Genomic DNA, 15,080 nt, shown 5'->3' on the forward strand with positions numbered 1-15,080 from the left:
ACCCTAGCGCGGGGGTGGAATCGCCTGGCCGACACGGTCAGCGCAGCATCCGATTGGCCGTGCGCAACGACAGAGCCATATGGATGAGGCCGGGGTTGGCGCTGAGGGCGCTCGGGAACGTGGAGTTGTCCGAGATCCAGAGGTTCGGGATGTCGTGGCTGCGGCCGTTGGCGTCGACGACACCCTCGGCGGGGTCGACGCTCATGCGGCACGTTCCGAGCGTGTGGGCCGTGCGGGCGAGAACCCGCGTGTCGAGGGCCCCGGCCGCCTCGAGGATGCGGGTCATCGTCGCCGTGGCGTGCTTGTCGATCGCCTTCTCGTTGTCACCCGGCGTGAACGACACGATGGCGCGGGGAACACCCCAGTCATCCCGCTCATCCGACAAAATGAGGCGGTTGTCCTCGGAGGGCAGGCACTCGGCGTTGATGCCGATACCCGCCGAATAACGGGAGGCATGCAACGCATCGACCAGCTCGTCGCCCCACAGACCGCCGCCGCGCACGAGCGAGGTGGCATAGGTGAGTGGCATGGCGCCGAGGCTCTGGATGAGGTAGCCACCCGCGAAGTCCGCGTCGGACGGGCGCACGAAGTCCTCGCTGATCAGGGCGGACGGGTAGCCGCGATAGCCGCGAACCTGCTCCTCGAAACGGCCCCACACCTGCACCGCGCCGTGGGCCAGGAAGTTGCGCCCCACCTGCCCGCTCGAGTTGGCGAGGCCCGTGTTCAGCAGCAGCCGCGGGGTCTCGACACCGCCGCCCGCGAGCACGAGGGTGGCACAACGCTGCCGGTGTTCGCGACCATCCTGGCGGTAGACGACGGCCGACACGCGGCCGAGTGCGTCGAGTTCGATGCCGTGCACCATGGCATCGGGCCGGATCTCTGCGCCGTTCGCGACGGCGGCCGGCAGATAGGTGATGGCCGTCGTGGCCTTGGTGCCGTAGCGCTCACCCTGGTGGATCGACCCCAGGTTGTTGCTGGCGGCCCGGGCGCCGAAGTGCGGCTGGTCGCGCTCGCGGCTCAGGATGGCGGCGGGCGCATCGGTGGCGAGGATTCCGAGTCGCTCGCAGCCGATGGCGACGAGATCGGCGGAGGCGTTGCGGTCGACGGGCGGCTCGAGATATTCGCGCTCGGCATCCCACGGGTAGGGCGTGGGGCCGGAGACGCCGATGACCCGTTCGACCTCGGCGAGATAACCGGTCAGTTCGGCGGGGTCGACGGGCCAGTCTTTGCCCTCACCCGTCTCGGTGTGCAGCGCCAGATCGCGCGGGTCGGGGCGCGGCGTGAAAGCGCCCCAGTGCAGGGTGCTGCCGCCGACGCCGAAACCGCTGTTGTTGGGGCCGAACGCCGTCGGGGTGTCGCCGCCGCTCAGGCGCTCCGACATCCAGTTGATGCGGGGCGCCTCGACCTCGTCGTTGGTGTAGGCGTCGGGGTCGAAGTTGGGCCCGGCCTCCAGCGCCACGACGCGCAGGCCGCGCTCGGCCAGGCGGGCCAGCAGGGGTGCCCCGCCCGCGCCCGTGCCGACCACGACCACATCGACGACGTCGTCCTCGGCATACGTGCGCATGTCGGTGAGGTTCATGCGGCGTTCTCCGTATCGGGGGTTTCGGATGCATTCGAGGTGTTGGCCGAGCGGGATGGCGTCGCTGCGGCGTGCGGCGACCTTGAGGTGTCGGCGTCGGCGTCCGCGTCGGTGTCGGTGTCGGCGTTCCCGACCGCGCCCAGCTCGCCCAGGTCGGCGGGTTCCCACGGGTCGCGTCGGCCGGCCGCGAGGGCCACATAGCCGGCGGGCCGGGCATGATCGCCACTCGTCGCGAAACCGTCGTAGCCGACGCGCGCGAGCGAGGCCGGATGTGCGAGCCACAGCCGCGTCAGATCGTTGCGCACGTCTTCGAACCAACGCCTGACGATGTCGCCCTCCCACGGGCCGCCGCTGATGCCGTCGCCGTCGATGATGCCGCGGATGAGATCATCCTGCTCGGCTGCGGCGTGCGGCCAGACATCGGCCAGGGCGCTGAGGCCCAAGCGGTAGGCAATGGGGTCGTCGGGCAGTTTCGCGGGGCGCCAGCCGTCGGTGCGGCCGTCCGCCAGGTCGCGGTCGATGCGCGCCGCGAGGTCGATGTGCCCGGTGCCATCCTGCGGCAACAGCCGGTCGGCGAGCGAGCGCAACGTGTCGAGTTGTCGCGGCGTGAGGGCGCGCGGCCGGTAGTCGGGGTCGTCCGCGAGCATGCGGCGCGCGAGCAGTCCGCGGGCTTCGCGGCCCGTGCGGCCCGACGCGATCACGAGACCCCAGTCGCGAGGAACCGTCGGGGATGCCGCGGCTACTTCCTCCCAGAGGCGCACCACTTCGGCCGCCACCTCGGTGGGCCGTTCGTAGGGCAGCAGGTGTCCGGTCCCGGGCAGCGACACGAACCGTGCCCGCGGGTAGACGTGTGCGACGAGGCGCGACTGCGCGAGCGAACCCAGGTCGTCGTCATCCTCGCCGCCCAGCACGGTCACGGGCAGGTCGAGCGTGCCGACCTCGGCCGAGACGTCTTCGTGGCTGCCCTCGTCGAGCCAGCGGCGCCAGGACAGGGCGGATGTCTGGCGCACCTGTTCGATGGCCCGGTCCTCGTCAACGCCCGACAAACCGGTCGCCACATTCTGCGCAACGAACTCGCGGGCAGCGGCCTCGTCGAGCGGGCCGTCGGCCGCCCACGCGAGCATCTCGGCGCGCTTGTCGTCGTCCATCGGTTCGGGCGTCGGAGGCGACGGTGCGAGCAGCACGGCGCCGGCGAGCCCGAAGACCTCGGCGCGGCCGTCGAGGGCACGGGCCGCCACGAGGGCCGCGATCTTGCCGCCCATGCTGTGGGCGACGAGCATCCAGGGCCCGCCGTCGATCTCTGCCTCGATGGTCGCCACCGCGGCGTCGACCTGGGCAGCAACAGATCCGTCGGCCGCGTCGGCAGCCGAGCCCTGGCCGGGCAGGTCGATCCCGACGACGCGGAAACGGTCGCCGAGCACCGCGGCCAGGGGTGCAGCAGCGGCCGCGCTGAAACCCAGGCCGGGAAGGAAGAAGACGGTGCAGTCGTGGTCGAGGTCGTTCGCGCCCGCGGTCACGGAGTGACCATGCCGCCGTTGACGTTCAGCGTCTCACCCGAGACGTAGCTCGACTCGGCCGAGGCCAGGAACACGTAGGCGGGCGCGAGCTCGGCCGGCTGGCCGGAACGCTGGTAGGTGCTCTCGTCGTCGAACGCCTTCATCTGCTCGTCCGACACGCCACCCGATACCTGCAGAGCGGTCCAGACGGGCCCGGGGGCAACGACGTTCACGCGGATGCCGCGCGGCGCGAGCTGCTGCGACAGACCCTTCGAGAAGTTGTTGATGGCGGCCTTGGTGGCCGCGTAGTCGAGACGGTCGGGCGCGGGCTTGTAGGCCTCGAGCGATGCCGTGTTGACGATGCTGGCACCCGCCGGCAGGTGGGGGAGTGCCGCCTTGGTGAGCCAGAAGTTGGCGAACACATTGGTGCGGAACGTCTGCTCGAACTGCTCGTCGCTCAGGTCTTCGAGCCGGTCGACGGCCACCTGCTTGCCGGCATTGTTGACGAGGATGTCGAGGCCACCGAGCACGCTCACGGTCTCGTCGATAATGGCCCGGCAGCGGGCGGGGTCGCTGATGTCGGCGGCGATCGCGTGACCGGTCTGGCCGGCCTCCTTGATCAGGCCGAGGATGTGGTCGGCGTCTTCCTGTTCGGCGGGCAGGTGCACGATCACGACATCCGCCCCCTCGCGCGCGAAGGCGATCGCAACCGCGCCGCCGATGCCCGAGTCGCCGCCCGTGATGAGCGCTTTGCGACCCGCGAGGCGGCCGCTGCCGCGATAGGTTTTCTCGCCCAGATCGGGCACGGGCGTCATCTGCGCCTGCACGCCGGGCTCGGGCTGGTGCTGCACCGGCGGCTCGACGCGGCCGTATCGTTCGACGGGGTTTCCGAAGGTGTACTGATCGCCAGAAGTCATACCTTCACACTAGGTTTCGTCGCCGGGCTGTGCCGGGCCTTGCGCTTCGCCCCGGCGAGTATTAGCGCCCGCGTAGAGTGGGGATGTCGTCACCACCTCTTCGACGACCCTCTTCTTTCCCCACCGCATCGGCCGCCAACGGCCCGGTGGGCCGCGCAATGGGGCGCCCCGACACGTTAACAACGGCCCCTCGCGAGGTGCCCCAGCATGAAGGAGCCGCTATGGCTATCACCCAGAAAAAGTCCCCGTCAGACGCCAATCGCTATCGGCCCGAGCCGTCCGTGCTCACGGCCTTGAAGACGCCCCGCATCCTGACCCGCGAGGTGCTCGCCGGCCTCGTCGTCGCGCTGGCTCTCATCCCCGAGGCGATCTCGTTCTCGATCATCGCGGGCGTCGACCCGCGCGTCGGGCTCTTCTCCTCGTTCGTCATGGCGGTTTCTATCGCGTTCCTCGGCGGACGCCCCGCCATGATCACGGCGGCCACAGGTGCCGTCGCGCTCGTCATCGCGCCCGTCGCCCGCGACTACGGCATGGACTACTTCATCGCCACCGTCATCCTGGCCGGCATCTTCCAGGTGCTGCTCGCCGTGCTCGGTGTGGCCAAGCTCATGCGCTTCATCCCGCGCAGCGTCATGGTCGGCTTCGTCAACGCGCTAGCCATCCTCATCTTCACGGCGCAGGTGCCGCACCTCATCGGCGTGCCGTGGCTCGTCTACCCGCTCGTGGCGATCGGCCTCGTCATCCTGGTGTTCCTGCCGCGCCTGACCAAGGTGGTGCCCGCCCCGCTCGTCGCGATCGTGCTGCTCACGGTGGCCACGGTCGTCACCGCGCTCAACGTTCCGACCGTCGGCGACCAGGGCGAGTTGCCGCGCAGCCTGCCGTCGCTCTTCATCCCCAACGTGCCCCTCACGGGCGAGACGTTCGCGATCATCGCGCCCTACGCGCTCGCCATGGCCCTCGTCGGTCTGCTCGAGTCGCTCATGACCGCCAAGCTCGTGGATGACGTGACCGACACGCACTCCCGCAAGACCCGCGAGGCCTGGGGTCAGGGTGTGTCGAACATGCTGTCGGGCGTCTTCGGCGGCATGGGCGGCTGCGCCATGATCGGCCAGACCATGATCAACGTGAAGGCGTCGGGCGCCCGCACGCGCATCTCGACGTTCCTCGCGGGCGTGTTCCTGCTCATCCTCGTCGTCGTGTTCGGCGACATTGTGGCCGTCATCCCGATGGCCGCGCTCGTGGCCGTCATGATCATGGTGTCGGTGGGCACGTTCGACTGGCACAGCATCAAGCCGTCCACGCTGAAGGCCCTGCCCAAGAGTGAGACGCTCGTCATGGTGGTGACGGTGGCCGTCGTCGTCATCACGCACAACCTGGCCATCGGCGTCATCGTGGGCGTGCTGGCGGCTATGGTGTTGTTCGCGCGGCGGGTGGCTCACTTCGCAACCGTGACGCGCGACATCCGCGAGGTCGATTCGGATGCGGGCAGCGAGGCCACGGCCTACTACCGCGTCGAGGGTGAGCTCTTCTTCGCCTCGAGCAACGACCTCACGACCCAGTTCGAGTACGCCGACGACCCCGAGCGCGTGATCATCGACATGTCGGGATCGCACATCTGGGATGCCTCGACCGTCGCCGCGCTCGACGCCATCATCAGCAAATATGAGCGCCACGGCAAAACGGCGACCATCGCGGGCCTCAACGACGCGAGCACCTCGCTGCGCACGCGCCTGGCGGGCAACCTCGGCGGCGGTCACTAGCCGGCCGGTCCGACGCCCCGACGGCTTGCGTGTCGGCCTCTGCCCGCCGGTCAGCCCGAGCTCGGCCCGGCCGCCCCGGCACAACCGTCTAACTGCCAGGCGGCGCGCTGCCCCGGCGGCAGGGTCCCGATCGAGGCTCCGGCCGGGCAATGAAGATTACCTCCGCGGGTTGCTTTGCTCCGGGTATTCGAGCGGTTAGAGTCGCACAGGACCGACCCCGATCGGCTCACAATACGAATTACCTGCGAAGGGGCAGTGAAATATGGCGACCAGCCTCACGATCACCACAGATGTCGTGATCATCGGCGGCGGACTCGGCGGCGTGGCCGCGGCCCTGGCCGTCGTGCGCTCCGGTCGCCGCGCCGTTCTCACCGACGAGTTCGCGTGGCTCGGAGGCCAGCTCACCTCGCAGGCCGTTCCGCCCGACGAGCACAAATGGGTCGAGCAGTTCGGTGTGACGGCGTCCTATCGAGCTCTCCGTGACGGCATCCGCGATTACTACCGCGACAACTATCCGCTCACGGCCGAGGCCCGCCTCAACCCACGCCTCAACCCCGGCGCCGGCCTCGTGAGCAAGCTATGCCACGAACCGCGCGTCGCGGCCGCGGTCATCGAGCGGATGCTCGCACCCCACCGTTCGAGCGGCCGGCTCGTCGTGCTGCAGCCCTACGTGGCGACCGCCGCCGAGCACCACGACGGAACCGTCACGAGCGTCACCGTGACCCGGGTCGGCTCGCACGCCGACGGCACGAGCACCGGCACACCCACCACCGCCACCGGCACAGGCGCCGCCGACACCATCACGATCGAAGCCCCCTACATCCTCGACGCCACCGAGACGGGCGAACTCCTGCCCCTCACGGGCACCGACTACGTCACGGGAGCCGAGGCCCGCTCGGAGACTCACGAGCCGAGCGCCCCCGCATCCGCCCAACCCGACAATGTGCAGGCCATCACGTGGTGCTTCGCCTTCGACCACACCGACGACGACAACACTATCGAGCGCCCGGTCGACTACGACTTCTGGCGCAGCTACGAACCGCCGTTCTGGGGCGACCGCCTGCTCTCGTTCACGGCGCCGAACCCGCGCACGCTCACGCCCGAAAAGCGCACCATGGTCGTGAACCCGCCGCTCGTCGACGGCCGCGACTCCGACCAGAGCCTCTCGGGCGGCGACACCGACCTGTGGATGTTCCGCCGCATCCTGGCCCGCTCGAACTTCACGCCCGGCGCCTACGACAGCGACATCGTGGTGGCCAACTGGCCCATGCTCGACTACCTCGAGGCGTCCATCCTCGACAACGCGGATGCCGCCACCCACCTCGAGGCCGCCCGCCAGCTCTCGCTCTCCTACTTCTATTGGTTGCAGACCGAGGCGCCTCGCCCCGACGGCGGAGCCGGCTGGCCCGGGCTGCGGCTGCGCGGCGACGTGCTCGGCACCGCCGACGGTCTCGCCCAGGCGCCCTACATCCGCGAATCGCGCCGCATCCGGGCGCTCACGACCATCGTCGAGCAAGACATCTCGGTGTCGAGCCGCGGCACGGCCGGCCCCGCGACGTTCGACAAGTCGGTGGGCGTCGGCATGTACCGCATCGACCTGCACCCCTCGACGGGCGGCGACAACTACATCGACGTCGAGTGCAGCCCGTTCGAGATTCCGTTGGGCGCGCTCATCCCCTCGTCGACGTCGAACCTGATCGCGGCGTCGAAGAACATCGGCACCACGCACATCACGAACGGCGCCTACCGGCTACACCCCGTCGAGTGGAACATCGGCGAATCCGCCGGCCACCTGGCGGTGTTCTGCCTCGACGCCGGCACCACGCCCCGCGCCGTGCACGACGACGACCACCTGACGTCCGACTTCCAGGAGCACCTCCAGGCGGCCGGTATCGAGATCCACTGGCCCGAGATCCTGGGCTACTAGCGAGAAATGAGAGAGGCAATGAAAACAGCAAAGAAGCTGACGACGATCGCCGCGATGGCGGCGAGCGCGTTGCTCATCACGGCGTGTTCGGGCGGCTCCCCGTCCACGGCGCCGACGACGGCCGCAGCGGGAAGCGTCGACCTGCGCATGTCGGTGTGGAGTTCCGACGCGAAGCAGCTCGAACTCTTCAACTCCGTCGCCGACGAATACAAGAAGAGCCACCCCGAGATCGGCTCGATCACGTTCGAGTCGCTGCCCTTCGCCGACTACAACACGACGCTCACCACGCAGATCGCCGGTGGCAACGCCCCCGATATGGCGTGGGTGGGCGACATCGCCAAGGACCTCATCGTCTCGGATGCCCTCGTGCCGCTCACCGAACCCTTCAAGGCCACCGACGGCTATGACTTCGACGACATCCTCCCGAGCGTGGCCAAATCGTTCTCGCAGGACGGGCAGCTCTACGCCTACCCCTTCTCCAACTCGCCCTTCGCCCTCTACGTCAACAAGACGCTGCTGGCCGAGGCGGGTCAGACCTTCGATCCCGAGGGCCTGACGTGGGACGACGTGTCGACCATGGGTTCGGCCGTCAACCAGAAGACGGGCAAGGCCGGTTTCGTCATCCGTGACTTCGACTACTCATCGTGGTTGACCCTGCCGAGCGTGTGGACCGGCTGGGGCGCCGAGGCCTGGAACGCCAAGGGCGACACCTGCCAGATGAACACCCCCGAGATGGTCGACGCGTTCCAGTTCTTGCACGACGCCATCTACGTGGACAAGTCGATGCCCGGCCCGGGCGTGACGGCGGACTTCTTCGCCGGTGACTCGGCCTTCACGACGGCTCAGGTGTCGCGCGCCTCGCTGCTCGACGGCTCGTTCGAATATGACATCTACCCGTTGCCGGCCGGACCCGCCGGCGAGTACTCGGTGCTCGGCCAGGCCGGCATGGGCGTGCTCGCCTCGAGCAAGCACCCGCAGGAGTCCACCGAGTTCCTCGCCTTCCTGACCAACCCGACCAACTCGGCCAAGCTCGCCCAGTTCTTCCCGCCGCCCCGCGAATCGCTCCTCACGGGCGAGAAGCTGGCCGCCGTGAACACGAAGCTCTCGGCCGAACAGCTCGAGCGCGTCGTCGTCGACGAACTGCCCGAGGCCGTGTCGCCTCCCGTGCACACGGGTCCCGCCAAGATCGCGCAGACCGGCAAGACCGTGCTCGACCGCATGTGGACGCCCGACGCGGATGTCGACGGGGTGCTCGACGAGATGTGCGTCGCCCTCAAGCCGCTGCTGACAGCCGAGTAGACCATGCCGACAACGCGTCAGCGCAGCTTCTGGACCACCAAACGGCGTGACGTCGTTGCCGGGTACGTCTTCATCGCGCCACAGTTCGCCGGGATCATCGCCTTCGTGTTGATCCCGGTGGGCCTCGGCATCTGGTTCAGCCTCAACGAGTGGAACATCTTCACGGGCAACCTGACGTTCGTCGGGGGCGACAACTACGCCCGCGCGATCGCCGACCCCCAACTGCCCGCGGTGCTCGGGGCCACGGCCATCTTCTCGGGCGGCGTCGTCGTCCTGAACCTGGCCGTGGGCCTCGGGCTCGCGGTGCTGCTCAACCGCAAGATCCGCGGCGGCGCACTGTTCCGCACCCTATTCTTCTCGCCCGTCGTCATCTCGGTCGTGGCGTGGACCCTCGTGTGGGGATTCCTGCTGCAGGACAACGGCGCCATCAACAACCTGCTGCTCATGTTCGGGGTCGACGGCCCCAACTGGTTGCAGCAGGGCCCGACGGCCATGTTCGCCGTCATCGTCACGCAGGTCATCCGCAGCGTGGGCGTCAACATGATCCTCTTCCTGTCGGCGCTGCAGGGTGTGCCGCGCGAGCTGTACGAGGCCGCCCGCGTGGATGGTGCGAGCCCGGCCGCGGTGTTCTTCCGCATCACGCTGCCGCTCATCTCGCCCACGCTGCTGCTCACGGCCATCATCACGATCGTCGGCTCGCTGCAGGCGTTCGCGCAGGTCGCGGTGCTCACCGAGGGCGGCCCCGACCTGTCCACCACCGTGCTCGTCTACTACGTCTTCCAGCAGGCGTTCCAGTTCAACGACATCGGCTACGGTTCGACCCTCGCGTTGATGCTCCTGAGCTTCGTGCTCGTGCTCACGGTCGTGCAGTGGCAGCTCCGACGAAAGTGGGTTTTCTATGAAGACTGAGCCGACACTCAGAACACGGTCGGATGCTCGGGGCCCGGGTGCAGGTGCAGGCCGCGGGTCGCGCCGCCCGATCGAACCCGACCCGCTCGTGACCACGCGGGAGCGCCGCATCCGCAGCCGTTGGCGTTCGGTGATCCTGATCGGCGCGTTGATCGTGCTGGTGATTCCCTTCGCGGTGCCGACCATCTGGATGATCACGTCGTCGTTCAAGCCGCTCAACGAGATCTTCGCGTCGCCGCCCACGCTCTTCGCGGCGAACCCGACGGTGGCTGCCTATGGCGAGGCCTTCACGTTCCAGCCGTTCGCGCAGCAATACGCCAACAGCCTCTACATCGCCATCGCGGTCACGGTCGTCACGATGCTGGTGTCGAGCCTGGCGGGCTACGCATTCGCGCGCATCCCGTTCCCCTTCAAGAACACGCTCTTCCTGATCGTGTTGCTGGGGTTGCTCGTGCCCAGCGAGGTGACGATCATCCCCCTGTTCCAGATCTTCAAGACGCTGGGGCTGATCAACACGCACCTGCCGCTGCTGCTCGTCCCCGCGTTCGGCGCCCCCGCGGTGCTCGGAACCTTCATCATGCGGCAGTTCTTCATCTCGCTGCCCGTCGAGCTGGAGGAGGCCGCGCGGCTCGACGGCCTCGGCCGCGTGGCGATCTGGTGGCGCATCTGCCTGCCGCTCGCCAAACCGGCGCTGTCGGCGGTAGCCATCCTCACGTTCCTGGGCTCGTGGAACATGTACCTCGAGCCCACGGTCTACCTGACGAGCCCCGAGCTCTTCACGTTGCCGCAGGCGCTGACCCGCTTCACCGATGCCTATGGCGGCGAGATGTGGGACACGCAGCTCGCGGCGGCGACCATGACCGTGGTGCCCGTGCTGATCGTGTTCCTCATCGCCCAGCGGCAGTTCGTCGAGGGGCTCGCCCATTCCGGGCTGAAAGGCTGAGAGGATCGCTGCATGTTCACCGATCTGCCCGAGGCGGCGCTGCGAGAGTTTCGCAGCGCCGTTTCCCGCCCCGACGACTTCGACGCGTTCTGGGCGCGCACGCTGGCCGAGTCCCGCGCCGCGCGCGCCCCGCAGACGAGCCGACCTTTTCACAGCCCGCTGACCGCCGTCGAGATCAGCGACCTCGAGTTCTCGGGGTTCGGGGGTGACCGCATCCGTGCCTGGGTGATTGCGCCCGCCGGTGCCGCCGACGGGCCGCCGCTGCCCGCGGTCGTCGAGTATCTGGGTTACGGCGCCGGCCGCGGCAATCCGCTGTCGCACCTCTTATATGCGTCGGCGGGGTTCGTGCACGTCGTCGTCGACTCGCGCGGGCAGGGTGCCGGGCGCGGGCAGGCCACCGGCCACACGCCCGATCCGCACGGCGCGGGGCCGTCGTTCCCCGGCAAGATGACGGCGGGCATCGAGCATCCCGCTACCTATTACTACCGGCGGCTCATCACCGATGCCGTGCTGGCCGTCGATGAGGTGCGCGCGCTGCCCATCGTCGACGCCGCGCGCGTCGGGGTCGTGGGTGGAAGTCAGGGCGGCGCGCTCGCCATCGCGGCTGCGGCCCTGTGCGACGATCTGCGCGCTGCCGTGGCGTTCGTGCCGTTCCTCTCGGATGTCATGCGCGCCACGACCATCACGAACGAGAACCCCTACGCCGAGATCGCGCACTTCCTGGCCAACCAGCGGGCACGCGTCGAGGATGTCGCCACCACGGTCGCCTATGTGGACGGCGTGAACTTCGCCCGCCGCGCGCAGACGCCCGTCTGGTACACCGTCGCTCTCATGGACCCCATCTGCCCGCCGTCGACGGTCTTCGCCTCGTTCAACGAGTATGCCGGGCCGAAGCACATCACGGTGTGGCCGTATAACGGCCACGAGGGCGGCGGCATCGAAGACCGAGCGCTGTCGCTCGAGGTTTTCACGACGGCTCTGGCCTGACCGCCTTCTCGCGCACCGCGCATCGCAGGCCGCACACCGCGCACCGCACGCCGGAACGCCGAAACGCCTGGCCCATCCCTCTCGGGGGACAGTCCAAGCGTTTCGTCGTATCGCCTGCGCGAACCGGGTGACTACGGCCGCACGAAGCGCAGCGTCACGATCTGGAACGGTCGCACCTCGAGCTCGGCCGATGACCCGTCGGTGCCGACGAGCCCGTCCGCGGCTGCGAGGGTGCGTTCCAGCAGGTCGGTCTCGTCGATGCGCGCCACGTCGAATGCGGCGTCGAGCGTGCCCCGGGCGCGGGCCCCCGTCGACTCGTACAGCCGCACGATGACGTCGCCGCTGCCATCCTCGGCGAGCTTGACGGCCTCGACCACGATGGCCGGGTTCGACGACGCGACGAGCGGGGCGATGGATTTTTCGGCCACACCGGTGAGCGTGCGCAGCGGGAGGTTGCGCTGATAGCCGGCCTCGACCGCATCCGGGATCGTCGCCCCGATGCCCACCGAGACGTTGAGCGTGTGCAGGCCCTGGTCGGCGGCGGGGTCGGGGAACACGGGCGCGCGCAGCAGCGAGAGGCGCACGGTCGTGGCATCCGAGCGCGTGCGACGGCCCTCGGAGGTTTCGCCCCGCGTCCGACCGATGTCGTGGCCGTAGGTGGCGTCGTTGGCGATGACCACGCCGAAGTCGCGCTCGCCGACGTGCACCCAGCGGTGGGCGGAGGTCTCGAAGCGCGCCGCATCCCACGACGTGTTGGTGTGGGTGGGGCGGTAGACGTGCCCGAACTGGATCTCGGAGGCCGCGCGCTCGGCGTGCACGTCGAGCGGGAACGCCAGCTTCAGCAACTTCTGCGATTCGTGCCAGTCGATGGTGGTGCGGATGTCGATGGTCGCCGCATCGGCGGGCACCGACACCAGCTGCTCGACCGTCGACGAGCCGAAGGAGCGCGAGATCTTGAGCGCCTGACCCGAGTCGCCATCGAGCGACACGATCTCGACGGAGTCCGCCGCGGTCAGGTTCTCGGTGTGGCGGCGGTAGTGGTCGTCGATGTCCCAGGCATCCCATTTGTTCGGGGTGTCGCGGTGCAGCTGCAGCAGGTTGGCGGTCTGCCCGGCGGGCACGACCTCGCGCTGCCGGCGCTTGTCGACGATCGACGTGATGAGGCCTCGGCCGTCGAAGACCACGCGTACGTGCTCGTTCTCGATCACGTACTGAGCGGTGTCGGCACCGCCGTTGCTGCCGACAACGCCGTCTGGGCGGGTGATGGCGGCCGTGCCCGTCGGCTGAGCGAGCGGCGCGCCGCCCCCGAGCGCGGGCACGCCGTCGACGGCGAACGGCGACGCGTTCACCCGCACGGTTTCGGTGCCGCTGCCCGCGAGGGCGGCGATCGACGCGGCGATGATGTCCTCGAGCACGGCGGCCACGCGCGCGTAGTTGCGCTCGGCCTCCTGATGCACCCAGGCGATCGAGGTGCCGGGCAGCACGTCGTGAAACTGCTGCAGCAGCACGGTGTGCCAGGCCTCGGTCAGCGCCTCGACGGGGTAGGCGGCGCCCGCCCGCACGGCCGCCGTGGTTGCCCAGAGTTCGGCCTCGCGCAGCAGGTGCTCTGACCGCCGGTTGCCCTGTTTGGTGCGGGCCTGCGACGTGTAGGTGCCGCGGTGGAACTCGAGGTAGAGCTCGCCCGACCAGACGGGCGGCGCGGGGTACTCGGCCTCGGCCTCTTCGAAGAACCGTCGGGGGCTCGACAGCTCGACGGTCGGCGAGCCTTCGAGGCTCTCGGTGCGGGCGGCCGTGGCGAGCATCTCGCGCGTGGGCCCGCCGCCGCCGTCGCCATAGCCGAAGGGCACGAGCGACATGGTGCCGCGGCCCTTCTCGGCGTATTGCCGCTCGGCGCGCGCGAGGTCCTCGCCCGAGAGGTCGGAGTTGTAGAGGTCGACGGGCGGGAAATGCGTGAAGATCTGAGTGCCGTCGATACCCTCCCAGCGGAACGTGTGGTGCGGCATGACGTTGGTCTCGTTCCACGAGATCTTCTGCGTCAAGAACCAGCGGGCTCCGGCCGCCGCGGCGATCTGGGGCAGGGCCGCCGAGTAGCCGAACGAGTCTGGCAGCCACACCTCCTCGGTGTCGATGCCGAATTCCTCGAGGAAGAATCGCTTGCCGGCCACGAACTGCCGCGCGAGCGCCTCGCCGCCCGGCAGGTTGGTGTCCGATTCGACCCACATGCCGCCGACGGGCACGAAGTTGCCCGTGGTCGCATGCGCGCGCACGCGCTCGAAGAGCTCGGGGTAGGACGCTTTCAGCCAGGCATACTGCTGGGCGGATGACGCGGCGAACACGAAGTCCGGATTGCGATCGATCAGGTCGCACACGTTCGAGAACGTGCGCGCCACCTTGCGCACGGTCTCGCGCGTCGGCCACAGCCAGGCCGAGTCGATGTGGGCGTGCCCGACGGCGTGCAGGTGGTGGGCGCTCGACGACGCGGGCGCCGCCAGCGCGGGGGCGAGGATCTCTCGGGCGGCGTCGGCCGTGCCGCGCACATTCGCAGGGTCGAGCGCGTCGACGGCCCGGTCGAGGGCGTGCAGAATCGATGCCGCGCGCTGCGACGCCTCGGGCAGTTCGGCCGCGAGCTGCACGAGCACGCGCAGGTCCTGTTCGAGCTCCCACACGGCGTGGTCGCGCAGGCCGATCTCCAGCCGCGCGAGCCGGTAGATCGGGTCGGTGCCGGCCGTGGCCTTGTCACCGTAGGGCGTCGGGGCGAACGACCAGTCGCCCGTCACGTTGGGGTTCGAGGCGGCCTCGATGAAGAGGTCGACCGAGGTGGCGCCGTCGAGCGGGACGGCCTGGTTGAAGGGTTCGACGGCCTTCACGATGCGCCCGTCGGGGGAGTAGACCGTGCCCTCGGCCTCGAAGCCCGACTGCGCACCCGTGTAACCGAGGTCGACGACGAGTTCGGGGTCGCTGCGGCCCTCGTCGGCCCAGCCCGCCGGAAGCTCGCCCGTCACGCGGAACCACACCGTGCCCCACGGTTTGCCCCATGCCTCGCCGATCGAGAAGGGCCGGAACTCCCCGGTGTGCTCGCGCATGGTCTCGAAGGGAACGGGTTCGTCCGGGACATCCCAGGCGGTGATGGTCAGCGGCGACCGTTCGCGGTAGAGCGCCGGAAGGATCCGCTCGGATCGGAAACGGGCAACGCGGAGTTCGACCTGGGAACGACTGAAGTGCATCGGGGGACTTTCTGGTGAGAAGGATGTGCGGGGAAGAAC

The 15,080-nt window shown here is 69.1% G+C and carries 10 protein-coding genes; 6 read left to right on the forward strand and 4 right to left on the reverse strand.

From position 1 onward, the window contains the following. Positions 1–37 precede the first annotated feature (37 nt). Genes ALI44B_RS11135 through ALI44B_RS11145 form a run of 3 tightly spaced genes read right to left on the reverse strand, consistent with a single transcriptional unit; the run spans position 38 to position 3,992 of the window. Positions 38–1,579, reverse strand: a complete 1,542-nt coding sequence (locus ALI44B_RS11135) for a GMC oxidoreductase (RefSeq protein ID WP_083709904.1) — start codon at positions 1,577–1,579, stop codon at positions 38–40. After that, positions 1,576–3,096 (reverse strand): alpha/beta hydrolase, encoded by a 1,521-nt coding sequence (locus tag ALI44B_RS11140; protein WP_077054723.1) that lies wholly within the window; start codon positions 3,094–3,096, stop codon positions 1,576–1,578. Before ALI44B_RS11140 ends, ALI44B_RS11135 begins: the two co-directional genes overlap by 4 nt. After that, entirely contained in the window at positions 3,093–3,992 is a 900-nt protein-coding gene (locus tag ALI44B_RS11145) for an SDR family oxidoreductase (protein ID WP_077054724.1), read from the reverse strand. Before ALI44B_RS11145 ends, ALI44B_RS11140 begins: the two co-directional genes overlap by 4 nt. Before the next feature lie 221 nt (positions 3,993–4,213). On the opposite strand from ALI44B_RS11145, the gene ALI44B_RS11150 reads away from it, so the two are divergent. The 6 genes from ALI44B_RS11150 to ALI44B_RS11175 all read left to right on the forward strand — a co-directional run bounded on the left by ALI44B_RS11150 (position 4,214) and on the right by ALI44B_RS11175 (position 11,817). Then, entirely contained in the window at positions 4,214–5,752 is a 1,539-nt protein-coding gene (locus tag ALI44B_RS11150) for a SulP family inorganic anion transporter (protein ID WP_077054725.1), read from the forward strand. Positions 5,753–6,014: 262 nt separating this feature from the next. Next, positions 6,015–7,679, forward strand: coding sequence for an FAD-dependent oxidoreductase (locus ALI44B_RS11155; RefSeq protein WP_077054726.1), 1,665 nt, complete (start codon positions 6,015–6,017; stop codon positions 7,677–7,679). An 18-nt stretch (positions 7,680–7,697) separates the two neighbouring features. Continuing rightward, positions 7,698–8,978, forward strand: coding sequence for an ABC transporter substrate-binding protein (locus tag ALI44B_RS11160; RefSeq protein WP_077054727.1), 1,281 nt, complete (start codon positions 7,698–7,700; stop codon positions 8,976–8,978). A 3-nt stretch (positions 8,979–8,981) separates the two neighbouring features. After that, positions 8,982–9,887 carry a carbohydrate ABC transporter permease gene (locus tag ALI44B_RS11165; RefSeq protein WP_077054728.1) on the forward strand — a complete coding sequence of 302 codons (906 nt, stop codon included), beginning with the start codon at positions 8,982–8,984 and terminating at the stop codon, positions 9,885–9,887. Next, entirely contained in the window at positions 9,877–10,830 is a 954-nt protein-coding gene (locus tag ALI44B_RS11170) for a carbohydrate ABC transporter permease (protein ID WP_083709906.1), read from the forward strand. Before ALI44B_RS11165 ends, ALI44B_RS11170 begins: the two co-directional genes overlap by 11 nt. Before the next feature lie 12 nt (positions 10,831–10,842). Further along, complete coding sequence (locus ALI44B_RS11175; RefSeq protein ID WP_077054729.1) at positions 10,843–11,817, forward strand: acetylxylan esterase; 975 nt, start codon at positions 10,843–10,845, stop codon at positions 11,815–11,817. Positions 11,818–11,948: 131 nt separating this feature from the next. Here the strand turns inward: ALI44B_RS11175 and ALI44B_RS11180 are convergent, their stop codons facing one another. Next, complete coding sequence (locus ALI44B_RS11180; RefSeq protein ID WP_077054730.1) at positions 11,949–15,041, reverse strand: alpha-mannosidase; 3,093 nt, start codon at positions 15,039–15,041, stop codon at positions 11,949–11,951. Positions 15,042–15,080 lie beyond the last annotated feature (39 nt).

It is taken from the genome of Leifsonia sp. ALI-44-B, assembly GCF_001984125.1.
GTDB lineage: Bacteria > Actinomycetota > Actinomycetes > Actinomycetales > Microbacteriaceae > Okibacterium.

Excerpts from the sequence above, each read along its gene's own strand:
- ALI44B_RS11135 (WP_083709904.1), bottom strand. The coding sequence starts at position 1,579 with ATGAACCTCACCGACATGCGCACGTATGCCGAGGACGACGTCGTCGAT.
- ALI44B_RS11145 (WP_077054724.1), bottom strand. The coding sequence starts at position 3,992 with ATGACTTCTGGCGATCAGTACACCTTCGGAAACCCCGTCGAACGATAC.
- ALI44B_RS11150 (WP_077054725.1), top strand. The coding sequence starts at position 4,214 with ATGGCTATCACCCAGAAAAAGTCCCCGTCAGACGCCAATCGCTATCGG.
- ALI44B_RS11155 (WP_077054726.1), top strand. The coding sequence starts at position 6,015 with ATGGCGACCAGCCTCACGATCACCACAGATGTCGTGATCATCGGCGGC.
- ALI44B_RS11160 (WP_077054727.1), top strand. The coding sequence starts at position 7,698 with ATGAAAACAGCAAAGAAGCTGACGACGATCGCCGCGATGGCGGCGAGC.
- ALI44B_RS11165 (WP_077054728.1), top strand. The coding sequence starts at position 8,982 with ATGCCGACAACGCGTCAGCGCAGCTTCTGGACCACCAAACGGCGTGAC.
- ALI44B_RS11170 (WP_083709906.1), top strand. The coding sequence starts at position 9,877 with ATGAAGACTGAGCCGACACTCAGAACACGGTCGGATGCTCGGGGCCCG.
- ALI44B_RS11175 (WP_077054729.1), top strand. The coding sequence starts at position 10,843 with ATGTTCACCGATCTGCCCGAGGCGGCGCTGCGAGAGTTTCGCAGCGCC.
- ALI44B_RS11180 (WP_077054730.1), bottom strand. The coding sequence starts at position 15,041 with ATGCACTTCAGTCGTTCCCAGGTCGAACTCCGCGTTGCCCGTTTCCGA.